Genomic DNA, 23,122 nt, shown 5'->3' on the forward strand with positions numbered 1-23,122 from the left:
CAGGCCCGCGGGCGCTGCGAGCGCGAGGGCGCAGGCAAGCGCGAGGCCGATGCCGAGGCGGCGTCGTCCCCGGCGACGGCCGCGCGTATGGGGGCCGTTCTCGCTCAGCGCAGCGGCCCCTCCACATGCACGCGGCTGGCCTCGGTGCGGGCACGAAGCTCCGGCTCGTACATGTCTTCGATGGTGGCGGCCGGCTGCACGAAATCGCCTGGCGAGACGGCGCGAACCATGTAGGCGAGGCTGAAGCGGGTTTGATCGTCGGGCTGGCGATCGAGGGCCGCCACGAAGCGATCGGAGCGGAATTCGACATGCGCCGGCTCTGTCGACAGATCGAGCCAGTCGAGGGTGCCGACATCGCCGGAACGCAGGATGTTCGGATTGTCGATCTCAAAACCCGCCGGCAGCGGATCGTCGAGGATGAGATGGCCGGAGCCCGTCTTTTCGGCGGTGACGGTCAGAACGACGACGAGGCGGTCGCCCTGCGCCACATGGCTCGGATCGAGAGGATCCCCTTCGAGCGTGAAGGTTTCGCGCGCGATCAGATAGCCATTGCCGGAGGCGGGTTCGGGCGAGGCCGGCTTGCCGGTCGCACTGATCGCCACATCGACGGGCGAGTCGGCGAGATTGGCGATTTTCGGTCCCTCGCCTTGCAGGGCGTCTTCCTCGATCATCGTCGACATCGGCCCGTCATAGCGTTTGCCTGCGACCTCGAGTTCCGGCCGGGCGGCGCTTTGCATCAGCGCATGGGCGGCCATCAGCGACCAGGCGTCTTCCTGCGTACTGGTGCGCTTTTCCTCGGCGCGCCGGTCGGCGACGAAATTGGCGAGAAGCGGCAGATCGACGGAATCGGCGCTCGTCTCGGAGGCGAGGGTCAGGATTGCCGCGCCGTCGCGGAGCTTGGAGCCGTAATCGCTGCGCCGCTGATCCGATGCGGCGTACTCAAGCTCGGACACCGCGCGCCGGAAGACCGTCTGCGACAGGCTGCGATCGCCATAAAGGGCAAGGCCCGCGCCGATCTGCGCCTTGGCGAGCGGGGTGGCGAAATCACCGAGCTTCGTCTCGGCGTAATAGCGGAGGTCGCCGATCGCGGCGCGGCCGTTTTGCGCGAGCACATAAAGCGCATAGGCGATGTCTTCGCCGCCATCTGAGAAGTCGGAGGCATAGGCGATGCGGTTCTTCAGATTGTCGAGCGCGATCGTGAAGGCCGTCTCGGGAACCTCGTGGCCGGCGCGGCGAGCGCGGGTCAGGAAATCGCTCACATAGGCATCGAGCCAGAGATCGTCGGAGCCCGGACCCCAGAGGCCGAAGCCGCCGCTGGCGCTTTGATAGGCGAGGACCGATTCGATCGCCTTATCGATGCGCTTGTCGGTTTCCGCATCGCTGCCGAGGCCGGCGGCAACCGCGACGTCGTTGAGATAAACGAGCGGCAGAGCGCGGCTCGTCAGCTGTTCGGCGCAGCCATAGGGATAGCGGTCGAGTTTTCGCAGGATCTGCGGCACGTCGATGCGACCGGCTCCGGAGGCGGAGACGCGCACCTTGCCCGAACCCGGGACGAGGCCGTCGAGAAGATCGGACGAGAGATCGACCGATCCGCTCGGCGCGAGCGTGACGAAGGAGGTGCGGACGACTTCCGGCGTCGCATCGCGAACGGTGAGCGCCAGATCCTTTTCCAGAACCTCGCCCGACGGTGTGGTGAGGCGGACCGAAAGGGTCGCATCGCCTTCCTTGCCGGCCGTCACCGGCAGGAGGAGCTGGCTGCGGGCGCTCTCGGCGAGGTCCGTCTCGACGGGGGAGCCTGCGACGCTCACGATCTCGTCGTCGCTGCTTGCGACCTCGACCGAAACGGGCCCGGCGGGGCCTTCCACATGGGTGAGATCGAGCGCGAGGCGGGACTGGTCGCCCGGCGCCATGAATTGCGGCAGGGCGGTCGAAACCACCACGGGGTCGCGGATGAGGACGTCGTTTTCGGCATGGCCGACGCCCTTTTCACCCCAGGCGAGGGCCATCAGGCGCACGGTGCCGTTGAAATCGCCGATCGGCACGGAGACCGTTACCTTGCCGTCCGGCCCGGCTTTCACGATGCCGGAATGCCAGGCGACGAGGTTCTCGGTCGGCGCGGGGCCCTCGAAGCGGGCGAGTGCCGCATCGCCACCGGTGCGGACACGGCCCGGTGCGCCCTGGAAACGGTCGATCAGGGACGAATAGATGTCGCGGATTTCAACGCCGAGACGGCGCTGGCCGAGATAATAGCTTTCCGGATCGGGCGTTTCGAAGCCGGTCAGGTTGAGGATGCCGAGATCGACGGCGGCGAGCGTCACATAGGCTTCTTCGCCCTCGGCAAGGTCGGCGATCTCCACGCTCGCCTCGAAAGCCTGGCGCGGTTTGGCGCTTTCGGGCGCGTCGATGGTGACGGCAAGCCGCTGCGCGGGATTTTCGACGCCCGCCCAGGACAGGCCGAGGGCACGCGCCGGCATGCGCTTCGCTTCGAGATCCATCGGGCGGTAGAGCGCGGCCGTCACATAGGCGCCCGCACCCCAGTCTTCCGTCACGGGAAGTTCGATTTCCGTGGAGCCTTCTGACACCTCGACGGATTTCGTCGTCACGATGCGGTCGTCGATCACCATCACCTGGGCGATGCCGGCAAAGCGCGGCTCCAGATGCACCGTCGCGGTGTCGCCGATGCGGTAGCGTTCCTTGTCGAGTGAGAGCTTCAGGAATTCCGGCGTTTCGAGCGTCTTCGGGGCGGAATACCAGCCGGCCTCGAAGGTCATGCTGGCGGGAAGGAGCGAGCCGTCCGCCTTGGCGATTTCAAGCTCGTACTTGCCCCATTCGACATCGGCCGCAATCTTGGCCGGGTCCTCGGCGGAGATCGAGACATTGCCGCTCGCCACGCGCTGGCGCGTCTCGATCGTCTCGTAGTTCCAGCGCCCGCCGGACCGGTACCATTGGTAATTCGTGTCGATCTTGGAGAGGGTCCAGCTGAGGCCGTCGGCGGCGATCCGCGATCCGTCCTCAGACAAGGCGATGACGCTGAAATTCGCGGTCGAATTCTCGTCGACCTCGTCCTCGAAGGCCGGCTTGATGCCGAGCCTGGGCCTGTCGCCTGCCAGGGGCAAAGTGAGGCTGCGCTCGACCGGGCGGCCGCTCGTATCGATGACGCGGACATTCACCGTCGTCTTAAGGGGATGCGAGGAGACGCCTGTCTCGGGCAGCTGCGGCCGAAAGGCGAGATGGCCGTTCTCGTCGGTTGCAAGGCCCGACTGCGGTGCGGTCTGCGTGTCGAAAGTTTCGTCGGCAAGGCCGAAGCGGTAGCCCGCCCAGCCGTCAAGCTCGCCGGCGGTGGAGACGATGGTTTCCGCCTCCACGTCTAGATCCGCGGCCGGTGCGCCATAGAGGAAGCGGGCATCGGCGGTGATCTCGGGCGGGTTCGCCGGCTCGAACTGCGTCGCCTCCGTTTCCAGCGTGAAGTCGAGACGTTCCGGCTGGAAATCCTCGACCAGGAAGGTCGTCTCGGCGATCGCCGGCTTTTTCGGGTCGGTGTGGACCGAGACGCGCCACTGGCCGCGCATGGCATTGTCGGAGAGCGCGATCTCGGCGAGCGCGCCGCCGAGGCCTTCATCCTCGAGAAGCTCCTGGCGGTCTTCCTTGCCGTCCGGGCGGGTGATCTTTGCCGTCAGCGGCAGATCGGTCAGTGCTTTTGAGCGGGAATCGCGGGCGAGCGCCGTCAGATAGACGGTCTCGCCGACGCGGTAGATGCCACGCTCCGTCGTCAGGAAGACGTCGACGGGACCGGGCGCCGCACGTCCTTCGACGCCGCGGTCGGTGAGGTCGAAGGAGGGTTTTGTGAGATCGAGGAAATTGTAGTCGCCGTCTTTCGTCTCGGCGGCGAGAAGGGCCGGCGCCATGCCACCGGTGCCGCGAATGAGGCCGGGGGCGAAATTCGCCTTGCCGTCCGCATCGGTGTCGGCTTCTCCGAGGATTTCGTTGCTGGTGGCGATGAGGCGGAGATGCACGCCTTCGACGGGCTCCGCACTTGCGAGCGAGCGGAGGCTGACATTGAGCCCGTCATTGCCGGCGAAGGTCGCAAGCCCGAGATCGCTTGCGAGGAACCACTGCGTCGCCTTCGCGCCCCAATCCTGGGCGTTGTTTTCCGCGCTTGCGACGAGGACATAGATGCCGGGCTCAAGGTCGTCGACGAGTTCGCCGATCGGAATGGCGCTCACGACTTCGCGGTTGAGACGGGTCTCGACGTCGACACTGCCTTCCCAGATCTTGCGGCCTCTCTCGCTTTCGATCTCGGCCGCCTGCCATTGCGAGAGCTGGTCGAGGAAATTGCCGTTGCGCAGCGTCTCGGCGATGCCGCGATCGGCGATCCAGTAGAGCGAGGCCTTGACGGTCGAGGTGTTGACGGTGGTGACGGGCAGAGAGGCGCTGCCGCCGGCCGGCACGACATAGGCGTTGCCGGAGAAGCGCACGGCGGGCGAGCGGTCACGCACATAGATGTCGAGGGTCGCCGATTTCAGAAGCGCCTCGCCATCGGCGGACGGCAGGCCGGCGCGGGCGGTGATGCGGTAACGGCGGCCATGTTCGACGCCGCTGATGCAGATCTGCTGGCCTTCCGCCTCGACGGCTAGATTGTCGGCGTTCTCGATCGAGACGAAATCGCTCAGATCGGAGCGCGTCGCGGGCAGCTGGTCGGAAAAGTTGAGGCAGATGCGCGGGTCGGCGGCGTCGGAATCGACCTGATGGTCGATGATGCGAAAGCCGTGTTCGGCCACGGCGCTTTCATAGGCGCTTCGCACATCGGGCAGTTCTTCAAGCGCGAGGCTTGCGCGGTAGGCCTTGATCGCCGGCTTCCACTCGTCACGCTCGCCGAGCGAGCGGGCAAGAAGCACAAGGGCTGCGGCGCGGTCACGCGAGCCGCGGGCGTGGAGGTAGGCGTTGACGGCGGCGGCTGTGCGCTCTTCGGGGAGGCGTTGGCGCGTCTTCCAGTCGTCGGAGGTCGCCTCGGCGCTGACGGCGGAAAGCCGCAGCCACAGATCGACGCGATCCGGTGCCATCTTGAGTGCGCTTTTGAGTTGCGTTGCCGCGAAGAGATAATTGCCGTTGGCGGCGGCCTCGTCGGCCACGGCGAGTGCGGCGTCGAGCGAGGGGGCATTGTCGGCCCGCGCCAGATCGCCGGAGAGGCGGCGCGCCTCGTCGATGAAGCGCGAGGGCAGGAAGGAGAGCTCGGCCGTGCGCTCTTCGGCAAGCGACAAGGTCGGCAGATCGGAGGTGACGATGCGGCCGGAGATGGCGGCCTTGACGGCGCGGAGATCGCCGACCTCCTCCTTCAGGAAGCACCATTTGGCGTTGGTGTTGTAGGTGAAGGCGGCACAGCGGCCATCGACGACGCAGGCGCGTTTGCAGCCTTCGAGCTCAACATCCTTGATGACGTCGTAATCGCCGCCGAAATAATCGGCGCCTTCCGTGGTCAGAAGCCGGCGCTCCTGTGCCTGGGCGCTCACAGGCTCTGGCTGGAGAGTGAGAAAGACGACGGCAAGGGCGGCAAGGGCCGCCGGAAATCCGCGAAACAGCGCAAACACCGCACGCTCCCCAACACTTTTTCTGCGTCGGGCGAGCATAGGGGGCGCCGCTATGTCGGTAAAGCAGCTCCTGGCGAAACCTCGCGCATAGCGGGCTTTCAGCGCGCCGCCGTGCGATGTGGCAATTGCGTCCAGTAGGCGCGATCCATGGCGGCGATGGCGCCCTCCAGCCGGTCGATCACCTTTGCGAGAGACTCATCGACGGCCTCCAAATAGTCGGCCCAATCGCGGAAATGGCGGAGGTCCGCCTTGCCGTCGCTGATGCCTTTGAGGGCGATCGTCGGCAGGTCGAAAGCATGGCCGGCGCGCATCACCGCAAAGCCTTCCATGTCGACCATGTCCGCATCGATGAGATCATAGGCGGCGCCGGAGACGATGTTGGAGCCGGTCGAGAGCCTGGCGGCGGCGACGTCGCCGATCTGCTGCGGGATCGCAATTTCCGCCGGAAGATCGAGGAAGGGCGTGCGGCCCTTCTCGAAGCCGAGAGGCGAGGCATCCATATCGCGGAAGCTGATGTGGCTCGCCTGATAGACCGCGCCCTGTTCGAGCGCTCTGGAGCCGGCACTGCCGATGGAGACGAGGAGATCCGGGCGTTCCTCGGGCTTCATTCGGGCGAGGAAGGCCGTGGTGGCGACGGCGGCTTCCACCGGGCCGACGCCGGTGATCAGGGGGCGAATGCGTGCCCGCAGCTCGCTGCGATATTCCTGCTCAGTCGCCATGATGAAGAGGAGGCCGAAGCCTCCGACCATTTCGATTTTCGGCTCTGACACCTTCGAACCCCGCCTTTCAGCCTTTCCGCCAGTTTGACAGAATGGAAAATTCCTTAGATCACACGGCAACAACACCATGCTCCGGACGTTGGCAAGCGACCGGAGGGCGAGAACAGGGGGATGCGTCATGAGTGACCGTGTCGAGGCCGGGGGACTGAAGGTTGCCCGCCCGCTTTATGATTTCATCAACAACGAGGCTCTGGCCGGCACAGGCATCGCGCCGGAGACATTCTGGGATTCCTTCGCGGCGATCGTGCGCGATCTCACCCCGAAGAACCGCGCACTCCTGGCCGAGCGCGAGCGGCTGCAGGCGCGCATCGACGACTGGCATCGCCAGCGTCGCGGCAAGGGTAGCTCAGCGGCCGAATATACCGCCTTCCTGCGTGAGCTCGGCTATCTGCAGCCGGAGCGCGGCGAGGTCACCGTCGAGACCGACAATGTCGATCGCGAAATCACCACCATCGCGGGCCCGCAGCTCGTCGTTCCGGTGATGAATGCGCGCTATGCGCTCAACGCCGCCAATGCGCGCTGGGGTTCGCTCTACGACGCGCTTTACGGCACCGATGCGATCTCCGAAGACGACGGGGCGGAGATCGGCAGCGGTTACAATCCGAAGCGCGGTGAGAAGGTGATCGCCTACGCCCGCGGTTTCCTCGATGAATGCTTCCCGCTCGACGGCGATAGCTGGCGCAACGCGAAGGGACTGTCCGTGCAGGACCAGGCGCTCGCGGTCTGGATGGATGAGGGCCGCTCCGTCCGCCTCAAAGCGCCGGAGCAGTTTGCGGGTTTCCGCGGCGAGACGGGTTCGCCCTCGGCCGTCCTTCTTGCGAATCACCATCTGCATGCTGAGATCGTCATCAACCGCGATCACCCGATCGGCGGCACCGATCAGGCCGGCATCGCCGACGTGATTCTCGAATCAGCCGTCACCACCATCCAGGATTGCGAGGATTCGGTTGCCGCGGTCGACGGCGAGGACAAGACGCTCGTCTATCGTAACTGGCTCGGCCTGATGAAGGGCGATCTCACCGCTTCCTTCCAAAAGGGCGGCGAGACGAAGACCCGCGCGCTCAACGAGGATCGGCGTTATACCGCGCCCGACGGATCGGAGCTCGTCCTGCCCGGCCGTTCCTTGATGCTCGTGCGCAATTCCGGGCATCTGATGACGACGCCCGCGGTGCTCGACGCGAACGGCGACGAGGTCTTCGAAGGCATGCTCGACGCCATGTGCACGAGCCTGATCGCGCTGCACGACATCGGGCCGAACGGCAAACGCGGCAACAGCCGCACGGGCTCGGTCTACATCGTCAAGCCGAAGATGCACGGCCCCTTCGAGGTCGCTTTCTCCGACACGCTCTTCGGGCGTGTGGAGGATGCGCTCGGCCTGCCGCGCAACACTTTGAAGATGGGCATCATGGACGAGGAGCGGCGCACCACCGTCAACCTCAAGGAATGCATCCGCGCCGCGAAGAACCGCGTCGTCTTCATCAATACCGGCTTCCTCGACCGCACCGGCGACGAGATCCACACCTCGATGGAAGCCGGCCCGATGATCCGCAAGGGCGACATGAAGGGCTCTGCCTGGATCCGCGCCTATGAGGATTGGAACGTCGATGTGGGCCTTGCCTGCGGGCTTCGAGGCCGCGCGCAGATCGGCAAGGGCATGTGGGCGATGCCGGACAAGATGGCGGCGATGCTGGAGCAGAAGATCGGCCATCCGCAGGCCGGCGCCGACACAGCCTGGGTGCCGTCGCCGACGGCGGCGACGCTGCATGCGATCCACTACCACAAGGTCGACGTGCTCGAGCGCCAGGCGGAATTGAAGAACCGCGAGAAAGCGAGCCTCGACGACATCCTCACCATTCCGGTCGCCGAGAGCCCGAACTGGACGGACGAAGAGATCCAGGCCGAGCTCGACAACAACGCGCAGGGCATTCTCGGCTATGTCGTGCGCTGGATCGATCAGGGCGTCGGCTGCTCGAAAGTGCCGGACATCAACGATGTCGGGCTGATGGAAGATCGCGCAACTCTGCGCATCTCGTCTCAGCATATGGCGAACTGGCTTCACCATGGCGTGGTCAGCGAAACGCAGATCGTGGAGACGCTGGAGCGCATGGCGAAGGTCGTCGACCGCCAGAACGAGGGCGATCCGAGCTACCGGCCGATGGCGCCGAATTACGACGACAGCGTCGCCTTCCAGGCGGCCAAGGATCTGGTGCTCAATGGCCGCGTGCAGCCCTCCGGTTACACCGAGCCCATCCTTTATCGTCGGCGCATCGAGGCGAAGGCGAAACAGAGCTGAGCGCACCGCGGTAGATTGAGGGATGAGGAAACGGCAGGTCGAAGGACCTGCCGTTTTCGTTTCGGGCGCTCTGCCGGTCGATGGGCGAGGCAACCGGAGCGCAAGACATGTGTTCGCTTCCTGTCTGAGGAACGGCGAGGAGGAGCGGCATGGAGGAACTGAGCCTGGCCCTGAATGGTCTGTTCGAGACCACGACGACGCCTGTCGCGGTCATCGCGGCACGGCTCATTTTGGCGGCCGTGCTCGGGGCGATTCTCGGTCTTGAACGCGAGTGGCAGGAAAAGCCCGCGGGTCTGCGCACGCATATGGTGACGGCGCTTGCGGCTGCGACGTTTGCGGTTTTGACGCTGGAGATCGTCGACCTTTTCGAGGGGGCGGGCGACAATGTGCGCTCAGACCCGATCCGGCTCATCGATTCCATCACGGCGGGCGTCGCCTTTCTTGCCGCCGGTGTGATTTTGCATTCGCGCGGCCGGGTCGAGGGGCTGACGACGGGCGCGGGCATGTGGCTGTCGGGAGCAATCGGCGCCGCAGCCGGCCTCGGTTACGGCATCATCGCCATGCTTGGGGCGGGGATCGGGCTTTTCATTATCCTGGCGCTCAGGATCGTCTCTGCGAAAGTGCCTGGCGATGAGGGTGATGGGGACAGCCGTGCCGGCGGGGAAGAAAAAAGGGAGGCCTGAGCCTCCCTTTCATTGTCATGCGCGCGATGTGACGTGAGCCCGGCTCACATCTCCTTCATCTTGTCGGTGACCTTGGTCGTGTAGGCGCCTTCCGGCTCCTTGGTGATGACCGGGTCGGAACCGCCTTCGAGCAGCGTCTTCACGGTGCGGTCGTAATCTTCGACATTGAGCGTGCCGTCGGAGCCTTCGGTCAGCTTGTTGATTTCGCGCATCATGCGCTTCTGGTGCTTTTCCGTCTGGGCGCCGGTGTCGTCGTTGTCGAGCACGATCTCGGCCGCCTCGTCCGGGTGCTCTCGGGCATAGTCCCAGCCCTTCATGGAGGCCTTCACGAAGCGGGCCATCTTGTCGACGAATTCGGGATCTTGAAGATTCTCCTCCATGACGTAGAGGCCGTCCTCGAGAGTCGCCACGCCCTGATCCTCGTATTTGAAGACGACGAGTTCATCTTCCGGGATGCCGGCGTCGATCACCTGCCAGTATTCGTTGTAGGTCATCGTGGAGATGCAATCGGCCTGCTTCTGGATCAGCGGATCGACGTTGAAGCCCTGCTTGATGACGGTGACGCCGTCCTCGCCGCCCGTCGTCGGGATGTCGAGATGGCTCATCCAGGACAGGAACGGATATTCGTTGCCGAAGAACCAGACCCCGAGCGTCTTGCCTTTGAAATCCTCCGGCTTGGTGATGCCGGTCTCTTTGAGGCAGGTGAGTTCCATGCCGGATTTCGCAAAGGGCTGGGCGATGTTGACGAGGGGGACGCCGCGCTCGCGGGCCGCAAGGGCGGCCGGCATCCAGTCGACGATGACATCGGCGCCGCCGCCGGCGATCACCTGTTCGGGCGCGATGTCGGGGCCGCCCGGCTTGATTTCGACATCAAGGCCGGCCTCTTCGTAAAAGCCCTTGTCCTGGGCCACGTAATAGCCGCCGAACTGGGCCTGCGTGACCCATTTAAGCTGCAGGACGACATTGTCGTCCGCAGCCGCGGGGCCGGCGGCGACGGCGGACATGCCGACGGCCAGTCCGAGAGCTGCCAAAACTCGCTTCATACCATTCTCCCTCTCTTTTTGGGGCCGCCGCCCTAATGGCGATAGGACGGATGCCAGAATGTCAGCGCCCGCTCGATCATGGCGACGAGGCCGTAAAAGAGCGATCCGGCGATCGCCGCTACGGTGATCTCCGCCCAGACCATGTCGATGTTCATGCGCCCGACTTCGGTCGAAATGCGGAAACCCATGCCGACGATCGGCGTGCCAAAAAACTCTGCAACAATCGCGCCAATGAGGGCGAGGGTGGAGTTGATCTTGAGGGCGTTGAAGATGAAGGGCAGCGCCGCCGGCAGGCGCAGCTTGATGAGCGACTGGGTGTGGGTCGCCGCATAGGTGCGCATGAGGTCGCGCTCCATGGCGCCGGCCGCGTTGAGGCCCGAAACCGTGTTCACCAGCATCGGAAAGAAGGTCATGACGACGACGACGGCCGCCTTCGACGGCCAGTCGAAGCCGAACCACATCACCATGATCGGGGCGATGCCGACGATCGGAAGTGCCGAGACGAGGTTGCCGACGGGCAGGAGCCCCCGCTTCAGGAAGGGCACGCGGTCGACGAGAAGGGCGAGGAGAAAGCCCGCACCGCAGCCCATCGCATAGCCGGCAATGACCGCTTTCAAAAACGTCTGCCTGAAATCGGCCCAGAGCGTGGGAAGCGAGGAGGCAAAGGTGACGGCAATCGCGCTCGGCGGCGGCAACAGCACCGGCGGCACGCCGAAGCCGCGCACCAGGCATTCGCACAAGATCAGGAGCCACAATCCGAAGACGACGGGTACGGCGAGCGAGAAGGCGCGGCGCAAAGGCGTCGGCCGGCCTTCCGTCAGGCGCGCGAGATCGCGCATCACCTGCACGGTGAGAAGCGCGCTCGCCGTCAATGCCGCCCAATAACCGAGGCCCGCCCGCCCTTCGACGGTCGACAGAAGCGCCAAGAGAAGGCCGAAAGCGGCGGTTGCGATGACGGCGTTGAGAAGAAGGCGCAAGCCCACGATGCGCGGCCAGCCCGTCGTCGGGACGACGAGGAGGAGGGAGGCGAGCAGGAGCGAGGAGCCGGCGACGCGCGAACCGCCTTCCGCAACCGGCAGCGGCAGCGCGACGATGGCAAAGATCGCCGCCAGAAAGGTGAGAAGAAACGCACCCTGGCTTTGCGGCCGCTCGGCGGTGACATGGGCTGCGCTCACGCTTTCACCCCCATGCGGCGCAGCACCATGCGGTCGGCGATACCGACGATGGTGACGAGGATCGCTGCCATGAAGGCCGCGACGAGGAGGGCGGACCAGATCTGCACCGTCTGGCCGTAATAGGAGCCGGAGAGGAGGCGGGCGCCGAGCCCGGCGCGGGCGCCGGTCGGCATTTCGCCGACGATCGCACCGACCAGCGAAATAGCGATCGCGACTTTGAGGCTCGCAAACAGGAAGGGCATCGCGGCCGGCAGGCGCAGCTTCGCCATTGTCTGTGTCGGGCTCGCCGAATAGGTGCGCATCAGATCGAGCAGCATCGGGTCGGGCGATCTCAGCCCCTTCACCATGCCGACGGCGACGGGGAAGAAGGCGAGATAGGCGGAGACGGTGCCTTTCGCCCAGATCGGCGGGACGTCGAGCGATCCGAGGACGACGACGATCATCGGCGCGATCGCCAGGATCGGGATCGTTTGCGAGGTGATGATCCAGGGCATGAGGCTCTTGTCGAGCGTGCGCGAGGAGACGATGCCGATGGCAAGCACGATGCCGAGAAGCGTGCCGATGCCGAAGCCGGTGAGGGTGGAGGCGAGCGTCACCCAGCCGTGATAGACGAGGCTGCGCTTCGAGGTCGGCTTCACCTCGACGGTCGTCTTCCAGATTTCCGCGGCCACCTGATGCGGGGCGGGCAGGACCGGGCGCTCCTGGGCGTAGGTCGCGGCGGCGAAGTCGATGAAACTGCGTTCGATGCCGGCGCGTCGGTCGCGGTCGATCTGCTGCGGGGCGTTGAGATAGATCGCGCCCGCATACCAGACGAGAATGAGCGCTGCGACGACAACGAGAACCGGGCCCGTCTGGCCAGCGAAGATGCGCTGAACCCAAACCCGCGGCGCATAACCGACCCCGCCACCGGGCTCCGCGATCTCACTCATAGGCGGGGCTCTCCGACTGGGCTTTCGGGCGGACAAGCGGCCGCCTTCAGGTCTTCGTTCGACCCCCACCCCCGTCCCCTCCCCACAAGGGGGAGGGGGACGCCAATTGCGTCGCCGCCGCCCCGCTGTTTCAGGCCGGCTTGTGAGCGCAAAAACGCTCCGGTCGGATCGATCTCAAGGTCGCTCTCCGACATCTCAGTCCTCATAGGAATGGCCGGCGCGGAGGCCTTCGCGGACGCGGTGGGCGATTGCCAGGAATTCCGGCGTTTCGCGGATGTCGAGGCCGCGGTCGCGGGGCAGGCCGCAATCGATGACGTCGTAGATGCGGCCCGGGCGCGGAGACATGACGACGATCTTCGAGGACAGGAAGACCGCTTCGGGGATCGAATGGGTGACGAAGACGATGGTCTTGTTGGTCTTGGCCCAGAGCTGCAGGAGCTGTTCGTTGAGGTGATCGCGGACGATCTCGTCGAGCGCGCCAAAAGGCTCGTCCATGAGGAGAAGATCCGGCTCCACGGCGAGCGCGCGGGCGATGGAGGCGCGCTGCTGCATGCCGCCGGAAAGCTGCCAGGGGAATTTGCGCTCAAACCCCGCCAGGTTGACGAGATCGAGGTTCTTTTTGACCCGCTTCTGCTGTTCCGCCTTCGGCAGCCCCATGATTTCGAGCGGCAGAGCGACGTTCTTGGCGATGGTGCGCCAGGGATAAAGCGCCGCGGACTGAAAGACATAGCCGTAGGAGCGTTCGCGGCGCGCCGCATCGGGCGAGACGCCGTTGACGGTGATCTCGCCCGAAGTCGGCTGTTCGAGATCCGCGATGACGCGCAGCAAGGTGGTCTTGCCGCAACCGGACGGGCCGATCAGCGAGACGAATTCGCCGCGATGGATCGCAAGGTCGATGTCGGCAAGCGCCTGGACGGGGCCGTCGGCCGTCTGAAAGGTGAGCGAGAGACCGGACGCGGCGATGACCGCGCCGGTATGCGCCGGTTTGGGGGGCGCGCTCCTTGCGGCCGTTGCGGGTGTGGTGTCAGCTTCGACCATGGGCCTCTAGGCTCCCGAAGGCGTTGATGGGATGAAAGAGGCGTTGTGCATGTGGCTCCTCAAACACCGGCCGGAATGCCGGCGCGCTCCACGCGGCGCGGGGCCGTGAGCTCTTTCCATGTCGACAGCGCTTTCGCAACCGGCGGATTGGCCGGGCGCTCCACGAAGCGACCGTCGCCGGTGCCGGCCTTCACCTCACCCTCCTCGTAGGCGACGCGGCCGCGCGACAGGGTCATCCGCGGCAGTCCATGCACGGGCATGCCCTCGAAGACCGTGTAGTCGATCGCCGATTTCTGGCTCCCTGCGGTGATCGTCTTCGTCGCCTCGGGATCCCAGATGATGATGTCGGCATCAGCCCTTTCGACGATCGCGCCCTTCCGCGGATAGATGTTGAGGATCTTGGCGATGTTGGTGGAGGTGGCGGCGACGAATTCGTTCATCGTCAGCCGGCCCGTCCGGACGCCATAGGTCCACAGAAGCGGCAGACGCTCCTCGATGCCGCCGGTGCCGTTCGGGATTTTTGTGAAATCGCCGAGCCCCATGCGCTTCTGCTCCGTGGTGAAGGCGCAATGGTCGGTGGCGACGACCTGGAGAGAACCCGCGGCAAGCCCCGCCCAGAGCGAGTTCTGATGATCCTTGCTGCGGAAGGGGGGCGACATCACCCGGCGGGCGGCATAGTCCCAATCGTCGTTCAGATATTCCGTCTCGTCGAGGAGAAGATGCTGGATGAGGGGTTCGCCGAAGACGCGCATGCCCTTCTGGCGCGCCCGGCGGATCGCCTCATGCGTCTGCTCGCAGGAGACATGCACGATATAAAGCGGCACGCCCGCCTGATCGGCGATCATGATGGCGCGGTTGGCGGCCTCGCCCTCGACTTCCGGCGGGCGCGAAAAGCCGTGGGCTTCCGGGCCGTTGTTGCCTTCGGCGAGGAGTTTTTGCTGCAGGAAGGCGACGACATCGCCGTTCTCGGCATGGACGAGCGGCATAGCCCCGATCTCCGCGCAGCGGGAGAAGGAAGCGAACATCTCGTCGTCGTTCACCATCAAGGAGCCCTTGTAGGCCATGAAATGCTTGAAGGTGTTGATGCCCTGCGCGACGACCTTCGGCATCTCGTCGAAGACCTGCTTGTCCCACCAGGTGATGGCCATGTGGAAGGAATAGTCGGTGCGCGCCTTGCCGGCCTTCTGGTACCATTGCTGGAGCGCGTCGATGAGGCCCTGGTTCGGCGCCGGCAGGCAGAAATCGACCGTCATCGTGGTGCCGCCGGCAAGCGCCGCGGCCGTGCCGGAATCGAAATCGTCGGTCGAATGCGTGCCCATGAAGGGCATTTCCATATGGGTGTGCGGGTCGATGCCGCCCGGCATCACGTAGCAGCCGGTCGCATCGATCACGTGATCGGCGTCGTGATTGAGATCGGGGCCGATCGCCACGATCTTGTCGTGCTGGATGAAGACGTCGGCCTTGTAGGTGCGGTCAGCGGTGACGACCGTGCCGCCCTTGATGATCTTGGTCATGGCGCTCTTGCTCCCCTAAACTCTTTTCCGGACTTGCACTCCGAAGACCCCCACCCTCATTCCCTCCCCACAAGGGGGAGGGATGACCACTCTGCCCCGCCCAGCTTCTGCAATCGAGGCTTTGTCTGTGGCTGGGGCTCTCCCTCGAGATCGGCGCTTCGCGCGGAAAACGGGATCTCTCTTCTCATGCAATCCCCAGCTCCCGCAGGATTTCCTCCACGCATCCGTCGAAGGCTTCATCGATCTCGGCGGTCGAAAAGCGCAGGATGCGATATCCTTGAGTTTTCAGCCACGCATCTCTCGTGCGATCTCTCGCAGCGGTTCTGCTGTGGAGATGATGGTGGCCATCCACTTCGATGACGAGCTTCTCGGAGTGAACGGAAAAGTCGGCGATATACGGCCCTATCGGTGCCTGCCTTCGCACGTGAACCCCATGGAGCCGGCGAAGCTCGCGCAGCTCGTTCCATAGCTTCCTCTCGCCGAGCGTCATGTCGCGCCGGAATGCGCGCGCCAGGCCGATCGTCCGAGGTTCGATCGTGGAGGGTGTCATCGGCATGACCCGACAAGCACGGCATATCCCCCTCCCCCTTGTGGGGAGGGGATAGGGGTGGGGGTCGAAGGAGACCGTACCGAACATCTCATCCGATCCTCCCTGAGCCCGAACGCTTCGGCAGTGAGTGCCGCTCAGCTCACAATCTCCGCCGTTTCGAGCACTGCGTGGAAGAGGACATTGGCGCCGGCCTCGGCCCATTCCTTGGAGATGTCTTCGTCTTCATTGTGCGACAGGCCGTCGACGCAGGGGCACATGACCATGGTGGCGGGGGCGACTTTTGCCGCCCAGCAGGCGTCGTGGCCGGCGCCCGACACGATGTCCATGTGGGCGTAACCGAGCGTTTCGGCGGCCTTGCGCACGGTGGCGACGAGCTCGGGCGTGAAGGTGACCGGATCGAAATGGCCAACCGCCTCCACCTCGCAGCCGACGCCGATCTCGGCGCAGATCGCGGCCGCCTCCTTCTCGATGCGGGCGCGCATGCCGTCGAGCTTTTCCTGATCGACGGTGCGGATATCGACGGTGAAGACGACCTTGCCGGGCAGGACGTTGCGCGAGTTCGGCTGGAACGTCACCTGGCCGACACCGCCGACGGCGTTCGGCTGGGCGTCCATCGCCACCTTCTGCACCATCTCGAAAATGCGGGCCATGGCGAGGCCGGCATTGACGCGCATCGCCATCGGCGTGGAGCCGGTATGGGCCTCCTTGCCGGTCAGCGTGAATTCGAGCCACCAAAGACCCTGGCAATGGGTGACGACGCCGATTTCCTTCTTCTCGGCTTCGAGGATCGGGCCCTGCTCGATATGCAATTCGTAATAGGCGTGCATTTTGCGCGCGCCGACTTTTTCGTCGCCCTTCCAGCCGATGCGGGCGAGCTCCTCGCCGAAGGTCTTGCCTTCGAGATCCTTGCGGCCATAGGCGTAATCGAGCGTGTGCACGCCGGCGAACACGCCGGAGGCGAGCATCGCCGGGGCGAAGCGCGCACCTTCCTCGTTCGTCCAGTTGACGACGACGATCGGGTGCTTCGTCTTGATGTTGAGATCGTTGAGCGAGCGCACGGCCTCAAGCGCGCCGAGCACGCCCAGAACGCCGTCATAGCGGCCGCCAGTCGGCTGTGTATCGAGATGCGAGCCGACATAGACGGGCAGGGCGTCCGGGTCCGTGCCTTCGCGACGGGCGAACATCGTCCCCATCTCGTCGATGCCCATCGTGAGCCCGGCCTCGTCGCACCATGTCTTGAACAGGCGACGGCCCTCGGCGTCGTCATCGGTCAAGGTCTGGCGGTTGTTGCCCCCGCGCAGGCCCGGTCCGATCTCGGCCATTTCGTGAATGGAATTCCAAAGCCGGTCGGCATTGATCCGCAGATTGGAGTCCACAGCATTCCCCCCTGTGGTTTCTGCCATGCGGGGCAGAAAACTTGACTAAATGGTCAAATCTCACGCTAGGTGTGGCTTAATTTACGGTCAAGGCGAAAAGCTGGACTGACTGCCTAGCAAGTAGGCATCCGTTCGGGCGGGGCAAAGATGCTGGATGATGCCATCTCCAAGAGGAAGAGAACGCGCATTCAGACCGTCAATCGCGAAGCCATTCTGCAGGCAGCGCTTTCCGTCTTTTCCGCCTATGGTTATCGTGGCGCCACGCTCGACGAGATCGCCGAAAAGGCCGGCATGTCGAAGCCCAATCTTCTTTATTACTTCCCGCGCAAGAAGAGCCTTTACGTGGCGGTGCTCGAAGAGACGCTGACGCAATGGCTCGCCCCGCTTGCCACGATGAAGGCCGACGGCGATCCGGCCGAAGAGCTGTCGCGCTATATCGACGCCAAGATCGCCATGTCGCGCGACAATCCGGCGGCGTCGCGGCTTTTTGCGAGCGAGATCCTGCAGGGCGGCGGCGCCATCACCGAATTCCTTCACGGGCCGTTGAAGGCGATCGTCGATGAAAAATCGCGCATCATCGCCGATTGGATCGCCGCCGGCCGCCTCCGTCCGGTCGATCCCCGCCATCTCATTTTCATGATCTGGGCGACGACCCAGCATTACGCCGATTTCGATGTCCAGGTGCGTGCGGTGCTCGCCTCCGACGACGAGACGCGTTTCGACACCGCGGCCGAGACCGTGCGGCGGGTGGTTCTCGAGGGCCTCCTGCCACGCTGACGGGGTGGGCTGACCGGGGCGCGCCTCACCTCCGCCTCCTTGTGGTCGTCAGAAAGACGCCTCGCGCAAATATGACTGCACCCATCGAACGGGTTCCGGCCCGCGCCGTTGATCCCGTAACGAGGGAGGATATCGTGCGCAATCATCTGAAAATTCTGGCCGCTGCTGCTGTTGTCGGCCTCGGGCTTCAAAGTGCGCCTGCGCTTGCCGCCGAAGCGGATCTGTGGGGTGCGATCGAGACCCGGCCGGAGCTTTCCTCTCTGGCAGAGGCCATCGAGACGGCCGGCCTCAAGGAAACGCTGCAGGGCGATGAGCCACTGACCCTGCTCGCGCCTGACAATGTCGCCTTCGAGCAATTGCCGAGCGAGCTTGCAGAAATGCTGAAGAAGCCGGACAGCAAGGAGACGCTCGCCGCTCTCTTGCGCCACCATATCGTGGAGGCGGCGCTGCCGACGAAATCCTTCGACGGGGAGACGGAGGTCGAAACCCTCGATGGCTCCAAGCTGACCGTGACCTCGATTGGCGATCAGCTGATGGTCGGCGAGGCGCGCATTCGCAAGGCCGATATCGCGGCCAGCAATGGCCTGATCGACGTCATCGACAAGGTGCTGGTGCCGGAAGGGCTGATCGTGCCGGCCAGCGGCGCGGAATAGAAGCATTCCGAGCGGCTTGCCAAAAAAAGTGCAGTTCATGGGCGCCGTTGTGACAGCCGGATAAAGAAAATCGGGCGGCGTTTGCCTTTGTCCTGTTCTCGGGGGCGCTAGTTAACTTTGCCGAAGACGGCAATTCGATCGCATCGAGGGCATTTTGGCCGAAGCCTATATCAACCGCATTGCGACGGCGGTGCCCGCCAACGACGTGCACCGTTATTTCCTTGGCTTTGCCGCGGCGCAGCTGAAGGACGCTCCGCGCCAGCGGGCCATCTTTTCGCGGATGGCCGACAAGGGCGGTATCGAGCACCGCTATTCCTGTGTAGCTCCGGCCGAGGACCCCGAAGGCATCAAGGTCGATGCGGGCGGTATTTTCCTGCGCGGTGCGTTTCCGGGAACGGCGCAGCGCATGGACCTTTATGAGAGCCATGCGCCGGACCTCGCGGAGATTGCCGTTGAGCGGCTCGATCTCGAAGAGGAGCGCGACCGCGTCACGCATCTCATCGTGACGAGCTGCACCGGTTTTTCCGCGCCCGGCATCGATCTCGAAATTGTCGCGCGCTGCGGCCTTGCGCAATCGGTGGAGCGCACGCTCGTCGGCTTCATGGGCTGCTATGCGGCGCTCAACGCGCTGAAACTCGCCCGCCACATCGTGCGCTCCGAACCGGAAGCGCGGGTTCTCGTCGTCAACATCGAGCTCTGCACGCTGCACCTGAAAGACACCGTCGACATGGAGGCGCTTCTCTCCTTCTGCCTCTGGGGCGACGGCTGCGCCGCCTCGCTCGTCTCGGCTGATCCCACTGGCCTTCGGCTCGACAGTTTTCGCACGCTCCTTGCTGCCGACAACCGCGAATTGATGACCTGGAACGTGCGCGACGACGGTTTCGACATGGTGCTCTCGGGCCGTGTGCCGGCGGTCATTCATGAATTGCTCGGGGGCCGTCAGCGGGAGGTTTTGGGCAACACGGCGGTCGATGAGATCGACCTCTGGGCGGTGCATCCGGGTGGACGCTCCGTGCTCGATGCGGTGCAGCGGGCGCTCGCTCTGGACGCGCATGCCCTCGATCGCTCGCGGGCGGTTCTGCGCGACAATGGCAACATGTCTTCGGCGACCGTCATGTTCGTGCTGGAAAAGATGCTGGCGACGGCAAAGGCCGGGGAGCGGGGCTGCGGCATGGCCTTCGGCCCAGGTCTGACGGCGGAGACGATGCGCTTTGAAGCCGTCGGACGGCAGCCATGAGCGGCCTCGCCCTTAGGCAGATCGAACCGGAAATCCTCGACCAGCTTCCGGAGACGGACCCGCGGGCGGTTGCCTCGCGGCGCGACCTGAAGCGGGTCAATGCGATCATGGCGCAGGCCCGGATCACCGCGAGTTTGTTGCGTGCAAACCTCGTAAAGCCGCCGCGGCGCATCCTGGAGATCGGCGCCGGCGATGGGACGTTCATGCTGAAAGTCGCCGAAAGGCTCGCGCCCGATTGGCGGGATATCGAACTCGTTCTCGTCGACCGACTGCATCTCGTGAGCGATACGAGCGTTGCCGCCTTCGGCGCGCTCGGCTGGAAGGTGCGGCCCGTCCAGGCCGATGTCTTCGCCTATCTGGATGAAAATGCGGACCAGAGCTTCGACGCGGTCACGGCGAACCTCTTCCTGCACCATTTCAACGACGGCGAGCTTTGCCGTCTGTTTGCCGGTCTTTCCCAGATCGCGCCGGTCTTCGTCACGACGGAGCCGCTCCGCGGTTCGCTGCCTCTCCTCTCGGCGGGGATGCTTTGGGCGATCGGGGCGAACGACGTCACGCGCCATGATGCGGCGGTGAGTGTGCGGGCAGGTTTTGCAGGTGAGGAGCTTTCGGCGCTGTGGCCGCAAGAGCCCCCCTTCGAGCTTCAGGAAAGGCGGCGTGGGCTCTTTACCCAGGCCTTCGTGGCGCGACGGAGCGAGGTGGCGGCCGCATGAACTTCGATGCGATCATCCTCGGCGCCGGACCGGCGGGCTCCACCGCGGCGATTGCGCTATCGCGCCGGGGCTGGAAGGTGGCGCTTATCGAAAAGGCGGAATTCCCGCGCCGAAAAGTCTGCGGCGAGTTCGTCTCCGCAACCAGCCTTGCGGTGATCGACCGTCTGGGCCTCGGAAGCACATGGCGATCGCTCGCCGGACCGGAGGTGCGGCGCGTCGCCCTGTTCTCTGGCGAACGCGTCGTGGCAGCACGGATGCCGGCCGCGCACGGGGAAGGATTCGGCAGGGCGCTCGGTCGCGACGTGCTCGACGATCTTCTCGTGCAGGAGGCGTCGCGTGCCGGCGCCACGCTCTTCCAGCCGTTCCGCGCCACCGGTGTGCGTCCGAGCGGGGACGAGAGCACGGTGACGATCGCCTCGCGGAATGAGGAGGCGACCTTGTCGGCGCCGGTCGTCATCGCTGCCCATGGTTCCTGGGAGCCGGGCGGCCTGCCGAGCCAGCTTCAGAAGACCAACGCTCCATCCGATCTCCTCGGCTTCAAGGCGCATTTTTCGGGGGCGAGGTTGGAGCCGGACCTGATGCCGCTTCTCGTCTTTCCCGGCGGCTATGGCGGCATGGTGTGGGCGGATCGTGGCCGGCTTTCGCTGTCGCTCTGCATCCGCCGCGATGCGCTCGCAGCACTTCGCAAGGAGACCGGCGGCGGCTCGGCTTCGGATGCGGTGCACCGCCATCTCCTCGCCTCCTGTCGCGGTTTGCGCGCGGCGATCGGCGAGGCGCAACGTCAAGGGCCGTGGCTTTCGGCGGGGCCTATCCGACCGGGGATGCGCGCCCGCTACGGGGACGACGTCTTTCGCATCGGCAATGTGGCGGGGGAATCGCATCCGGTGATCGCGGAGGGGATTTCGATGGCGATGCAATCGGCTTGGCTTCTCGCCGAAGAGCTTGAAGCGATCGATCCGGCAAAACGTGCCGAACGTGATGCGGCCGGCCGCCGCTATTCCCGCCGCTGGCGCGACCAGTTCGGCGCACGCATCCTTGCCGCTTCCGCCATCGCCGGGCTCGCTCTGAGGCCGGCTGGCGCGCGGCTGATGGGAGGCGCGATCGAAGCGCTGCCCGCCCTCCTCACGCTCGGCGCGCGGCTTTCCGGGAAGACGAAGGTGCTGCCGGGGTTTCCCGCGCGTTTAGTTCCAAGAGCTGGCGAATAAGCGTCTCTGTTTCTGAGATCATCATGTCGACGGAACGTGCCTCTACCACCAGTCCCGGCACGTCCTCGCTGACCGCGACCCACACCCTTGCCTCAGCGTCCCAGTCTGCCGTGATTTCGATCGAATGGGTTGAGCTTTCAGTCATCCGTCGATCCTCGCTCTTGGTTGCCCGAGAATATCACGACGATGCGGCAAGCGCAGCCGGCGTGGGCGCTACTCCGCCGCGTCCGGGACGATCTTCTCGATGTCGGCGTCGGGCTTCGCCATCGGGTTGTTCGGGTGGCGCGTCCAGTTGCCGTATTCGGCCGGGATCGGCTTTTTCGTGCGGGGATCGTAATCGGCGATCTGCTCCATGGTGATGCAGTTCTCGACCGGGCAGACATTGACGCAGAGATTGCAGCCGACGCATTCGGCGTCGATCACCTCGAAATGGCGTTTGCCGTCGACCATGTGGGTGATCGCCTGGTGCGAAGTGTCCTCGCAGGCGATGTGGCAGCGCCCGCATTTGATGCAGAGCTCCTGGTCGATGCGCGCCTTCGTCACGTAATTGAGATTGAGATACTGCCAGTCGGTGACGTTGGGCACGGCACGGCCGATGAAGTCGTCGAGGGTCTCAAAACCCTTCTCGGCCATCCAACGCTCGAGCCCTTCCACCATCTCGCGGACGATCTTGAAGCCGTAGGTCATCGCGGCCGTGCAGACCTGCACGTTCTGCGCCCCCAGCGCCATGAACTCGGCCGCATCCTTCCAGGTGGTGATGCCGCCGATGCCGGAGATCGGCAAATTGCGGGTTTCCGGGTCGCGGGCGATCTCGGCCACCATGTTGAGGGCGATCGGCTTCACCGCGGGACCGCAATAGCCGCCATGCGAGCCCTTGCCGTCGATCGTCGGTTCCGGGGCGAAGAGGTCGAGATCGACGCCGGTGATGGAGGAGATGGTGTTGATCAGCGAGACCGCGTCGGCGCCACCCTTCTGCGCCGCCCTCGCCGGGTAGCGGATGTCGGTGATGTTCGGCGTCAGCTTGACGATGACGGGCATGCGGGTGTTCGCCTTGCACCAGCGGGCGACCATCTCGATGTATTCCGGCACCTGGCCGACGGCTGAGCCCATGCCGCGCTCCGACATGCCATGCGGGCAGCCGAAATTGAGCTCGATCCCGTCGGCGCCGGTTTCTTCCACGCGGCGCAGGATGTTGACCCAGTTACTCTCCTCGCAGGGCACCATGAGGGAGACGACGACGGCGCGATCCGGCCAGTCGCGTTTCACCTGCTTGATCTCGCGAAGGTTCACCTCCAGCGGCCGGTCGGTGATCAGTTCGATGTTGTTGAGGCCCAAGAGCCGCCGGTCCGGCCCGTGAATGGCGCCGTAGCGCGGGCCGTTGACGTTGACGATATGCGGGTCCTCTCCGAGCGTCTTCCACACGACGCCACCCCAGCCTTCGCGAAAGGCGCGGACCACGTTGTACTCCTTGTCCGTCGGCGGTGCGGAGGCGAGCCAGAACGGATTCGGCGATTTGATGCCGAGGAAGTTCGAAGCGAGACTGACCATGAGAAGAACCTCTCAGGCTTGGGA

At 64.8% G+C, this 23,122-nt stretch carries 18 protein-coding genes; 7 read left to right on the forward strand and 11 right to left on the reverse strand.

What is annotated here, in order from left to right; genetic code table 11:
* Nucleotides 1-104 precede the first annotated feature (104 nt).
* Together EO094_RS02555 and EO094_RS02560 are read right to left on the reverse strand one after the other, a co-directional pair.
* Complete coding sequence (locus EO094_RS02555) at nucleotides 105-5,585, reverse strand: alpha-2-macroglobulin family protein (RefSeq protein WP_205649802.1); 5,481 nt, start codon at nucleotides 5,583-5,585, stop codon at nucleotides 105-107.
* 98 nt (nucleotides 5,586-5,683) lie between these two features.
* Nucleotides 5,684-6,334, reverse strand: coding sequence for a 5'-methylthioadenosine/S-adenosylhomocysteine nucleosidase (locus EO094_RS02560; protein ID WP_128291776.1), 651 nt, complete (start codon nucleotides 6,332-6,334; stop codon nucleotides 5,684-5,686).
* Nucleotides 6,335-6,482: 148 nt separating this feature from the next.
* On the opposite strand from EO094_RS02560, the gene EO094_RS02565 reads away from it, so the two are divergent.
* Entirely contained in the window at nucleotides 6,483-8,657 is a 2,175-nt protein-coding gene (locus EO094_RS02565; protein ID WP_128290766.1) for a malate synthase G, read from the forward strand.
* A gap of 149 nt (nucleotides 8,658-8,806) precedes the next feature.
* Entirely contained in the window at nucleotides 8,807-9,340 is a 534-nt protein-coding gene (locus EO094_RS02570; protein WP_128290767.1) for an MgtC/SapB family protein, read from the forward strand.
* Nucleotides 9,341-9,384: 44 nt separating this feature from the next.
* Here the strand turns inward: EO094_RS02570 and EO094_RS02575 are convergent, their stop codons facing one another.
* The 7 genes from EO094_RS02575 to EO094_RS02605 all read right to left on the reverse strand — a co-directional run bounded on the left by EO094_RS02575 (nucleotide 9,385) and on the right by EO094_RS02605 (nucleotide 16,992).
* Nucleotides 9,385-10,383, reverse strand: coding sequence for an ABC transporter substrate-binding protein (locus tag EO094_RS02575; RefSeq protein ID WP_128290768.1), 999 nt, complete (start codon nucleotides 10,381-10,383; stop codon nucleotides 9,385-9,387).
* 32 nt (nucleotides 10,384-10,415) lie between these two features.
* Nucleotides 10,416-11,558, reverse strand: coding sequence for an ABC transporter permease (locus EO094_RS02580; protein ID WP_128290769.1), 1,143 nt, complete (start codon nucleotides 11,556-11,558; stop codon nucleotides 10,416-10,418).
* A complete protein-coding gene (locus EO094_RS02585; protein ID WP_128290770.1) occupies nucleotides 11,555-12,487 on the reverse strand; it encodes an ABC transporter permease in 933 nt (310 codons plus the stop codon). The genes EO094_RS02580 and EO094_RS02585 overlap by 4 nt, the downstream gene beginning before the upstream one ends.
* A 195-nt stretch (nucleotides 12,488-12,682) precedes the next feature.
* Nucleotides 12,683-13,525, reverse strand: coding sequence for an ABC transporter ATP-binding protein (locus EO094_RS02590; protein ID WP_128290771.1), 843 nt, complete (start codon nucleotides 13,523-13,525; stop codon nucleotides 12,683-12,685).
* A 59-nt stretch (nucleotides 13,526-13,584) separates the two neighbouring features.
* Nucleotides 13,585-15,039, reverse strand: coding sequence for a dihydropyrimidinase (gene hydA, locus EO094_RS02595; RefSeq protein ID WP_128290772.1), 1,455 nt, complete (start codon nucleotides 15,037-15,039; stop codon nucleotides 13,585-13,587).
* A gap of 184 nt (nucleotides 15,040-15,223) precedes the next feature.
* Nucleotides 15,224-15,676: an endonuclease domain-containing protein gene (locus EO094_RS02600; RefSeq protein ID WP_246008340.1), complete on the reverse strand. Its 453-nt coding sequence runs from the start codon at nucleotides 15,674-15,676 to the stop codon at nucleotides 15,224-15,226.
* A gap of 47 nt (nucleotides 15,677-15,723) precedes the next feature.
* Nucleotides 15,724-16,992 carry a Zn-dependent hydrolase gene (locus tag EO094_RS02605; RefSeq protein ID WP_128290773.1) on the reverse strand — a complete coding sequence of 423 codons (1,269 nt, stop codon included), beginning with the start codon at nucleotides 16,990-16,992 and terminating at the stop codon, nucleotides 15,724-15,726.
* 120 nt (nucleotides 16,993-17,112) lie between these two features.
* Here EO094_RS02605 and rutR point away from each other — a divergent pair, with 120 nt between their 5' ends.
* The 5 genes from rutR to EO094_RS02630 all read left to right on the forward strand — a co-directional run bounded on the left by rutR (nucleotide 17,113) and on the right by EO094_RS02630 (nucleotide 21,550).
* The gene (gene rutR, locus EO094_RS02610; RefSeq protein WP_128290774.1) at nucleotides 17,113-17,742 is read left to right on the forward strand and encodes an HTH-type transcriptional regulator RutR; all 630 of its coding nucleotides are present in this window, start codon (nucleotides 17,113-17,115) and stop codon (nucleotides 17,740-17,742) included.
* A 134-nt stretch (nucleotides 17,743-17,876) separates the two neighbouring features.
* Nucleotides 17,877-18,395: a fasciclin domain-containing protein gene (locus EO094_RS02615; protein WP_164879527.1), complete on the forward strand. Its 519-nt coding sequence runs from the start codon at nucleotides 17,877-17,879 to the stop codon at nucleotides 18,393-18,395.
* A gap of 154 nt (nucleotides 18,396-18,549) precedes the next feature.
* Nucleotides 18,550-19,632 (forward strand): type III polyketide synthase, encoded by a 1,083-nt coding sequence (locus EO094_RS02620; RefSeq protein WP_342772724.1) that lies wholly within the window; start codon nucleotides 18,550-18,552, stop codon nucleotides 19,630-19,632.
* A complete protein-coding gene (locus EO094_RS02625; RefSeq protein ID WP_128290777.1) occupies nucleotides 19,629-20,345 on the forward strand; it encodes a methyltransferase domain-containing protein in 717 nt (238 codons plus the stop codon). The genes EO094_RS02620 and EO094_RS02625 overlap by 4 nt, the downstream gene beginning before the upstream one ends.
* Nucleotides 20,342-21,550: an NAD(P)/FAD-dependent oxidoreductase gene (locus EO094_RS02630; protein WP_128290778.1), complete on the forward strand. Its 1,209-nt coding sequence runs from the start codon at nucleotides 20,342-20,344 to the stop codon at nucleotides 21,548-21,550. Before EO094_RS02625 ends, EO094_RS02630 begins: the two co-directional genes overlap by 4 nt.
* Here EO094_RS02630 and EO094_RS18950 read toward each other — a convergent pair.
* A complete protein-coding gene (locus EO094_RS18950; RefSeq protein WP_128290779.1) occupies nucleotides 21,468-21,695 on the reverse strand; it encodes a DUF1902 domain-containing protein in 228 nt (75 codons plus the stop codon). The genes EO094_RS02630 and EO094_RS18950 overlap by 83 nt on opposite strands.
* Before the next feature lie 68 nt (nucleotides 21,696-21,763).
* Nucleotides 21,764-23,098 carry an NAD-dependent dihydropyrimidine dehydrogenase subunit PreA gene (gene preA / locus EO094_RS02640; protein WP_128290780.1) on the reverse strand — a complete coding sequence of 445 codons (1,335 nt, stop codon included), beginning with the start codon at nucleotides 23,096-23,098 and terminating at the stop codon, nucleotides 21,764-21,766.
* Nucleotides 23,099-23,122: the final 24 nt, after the last annotated feature.

This window comes from Afifella aestuarii, assembly GCF_004023665.1.
GTDB lineage: Bacteria > Pseudomonadota > Alphaproteobacteria > Rhizobiales > Afifellaceae > Afifella > Afifella aestuarii.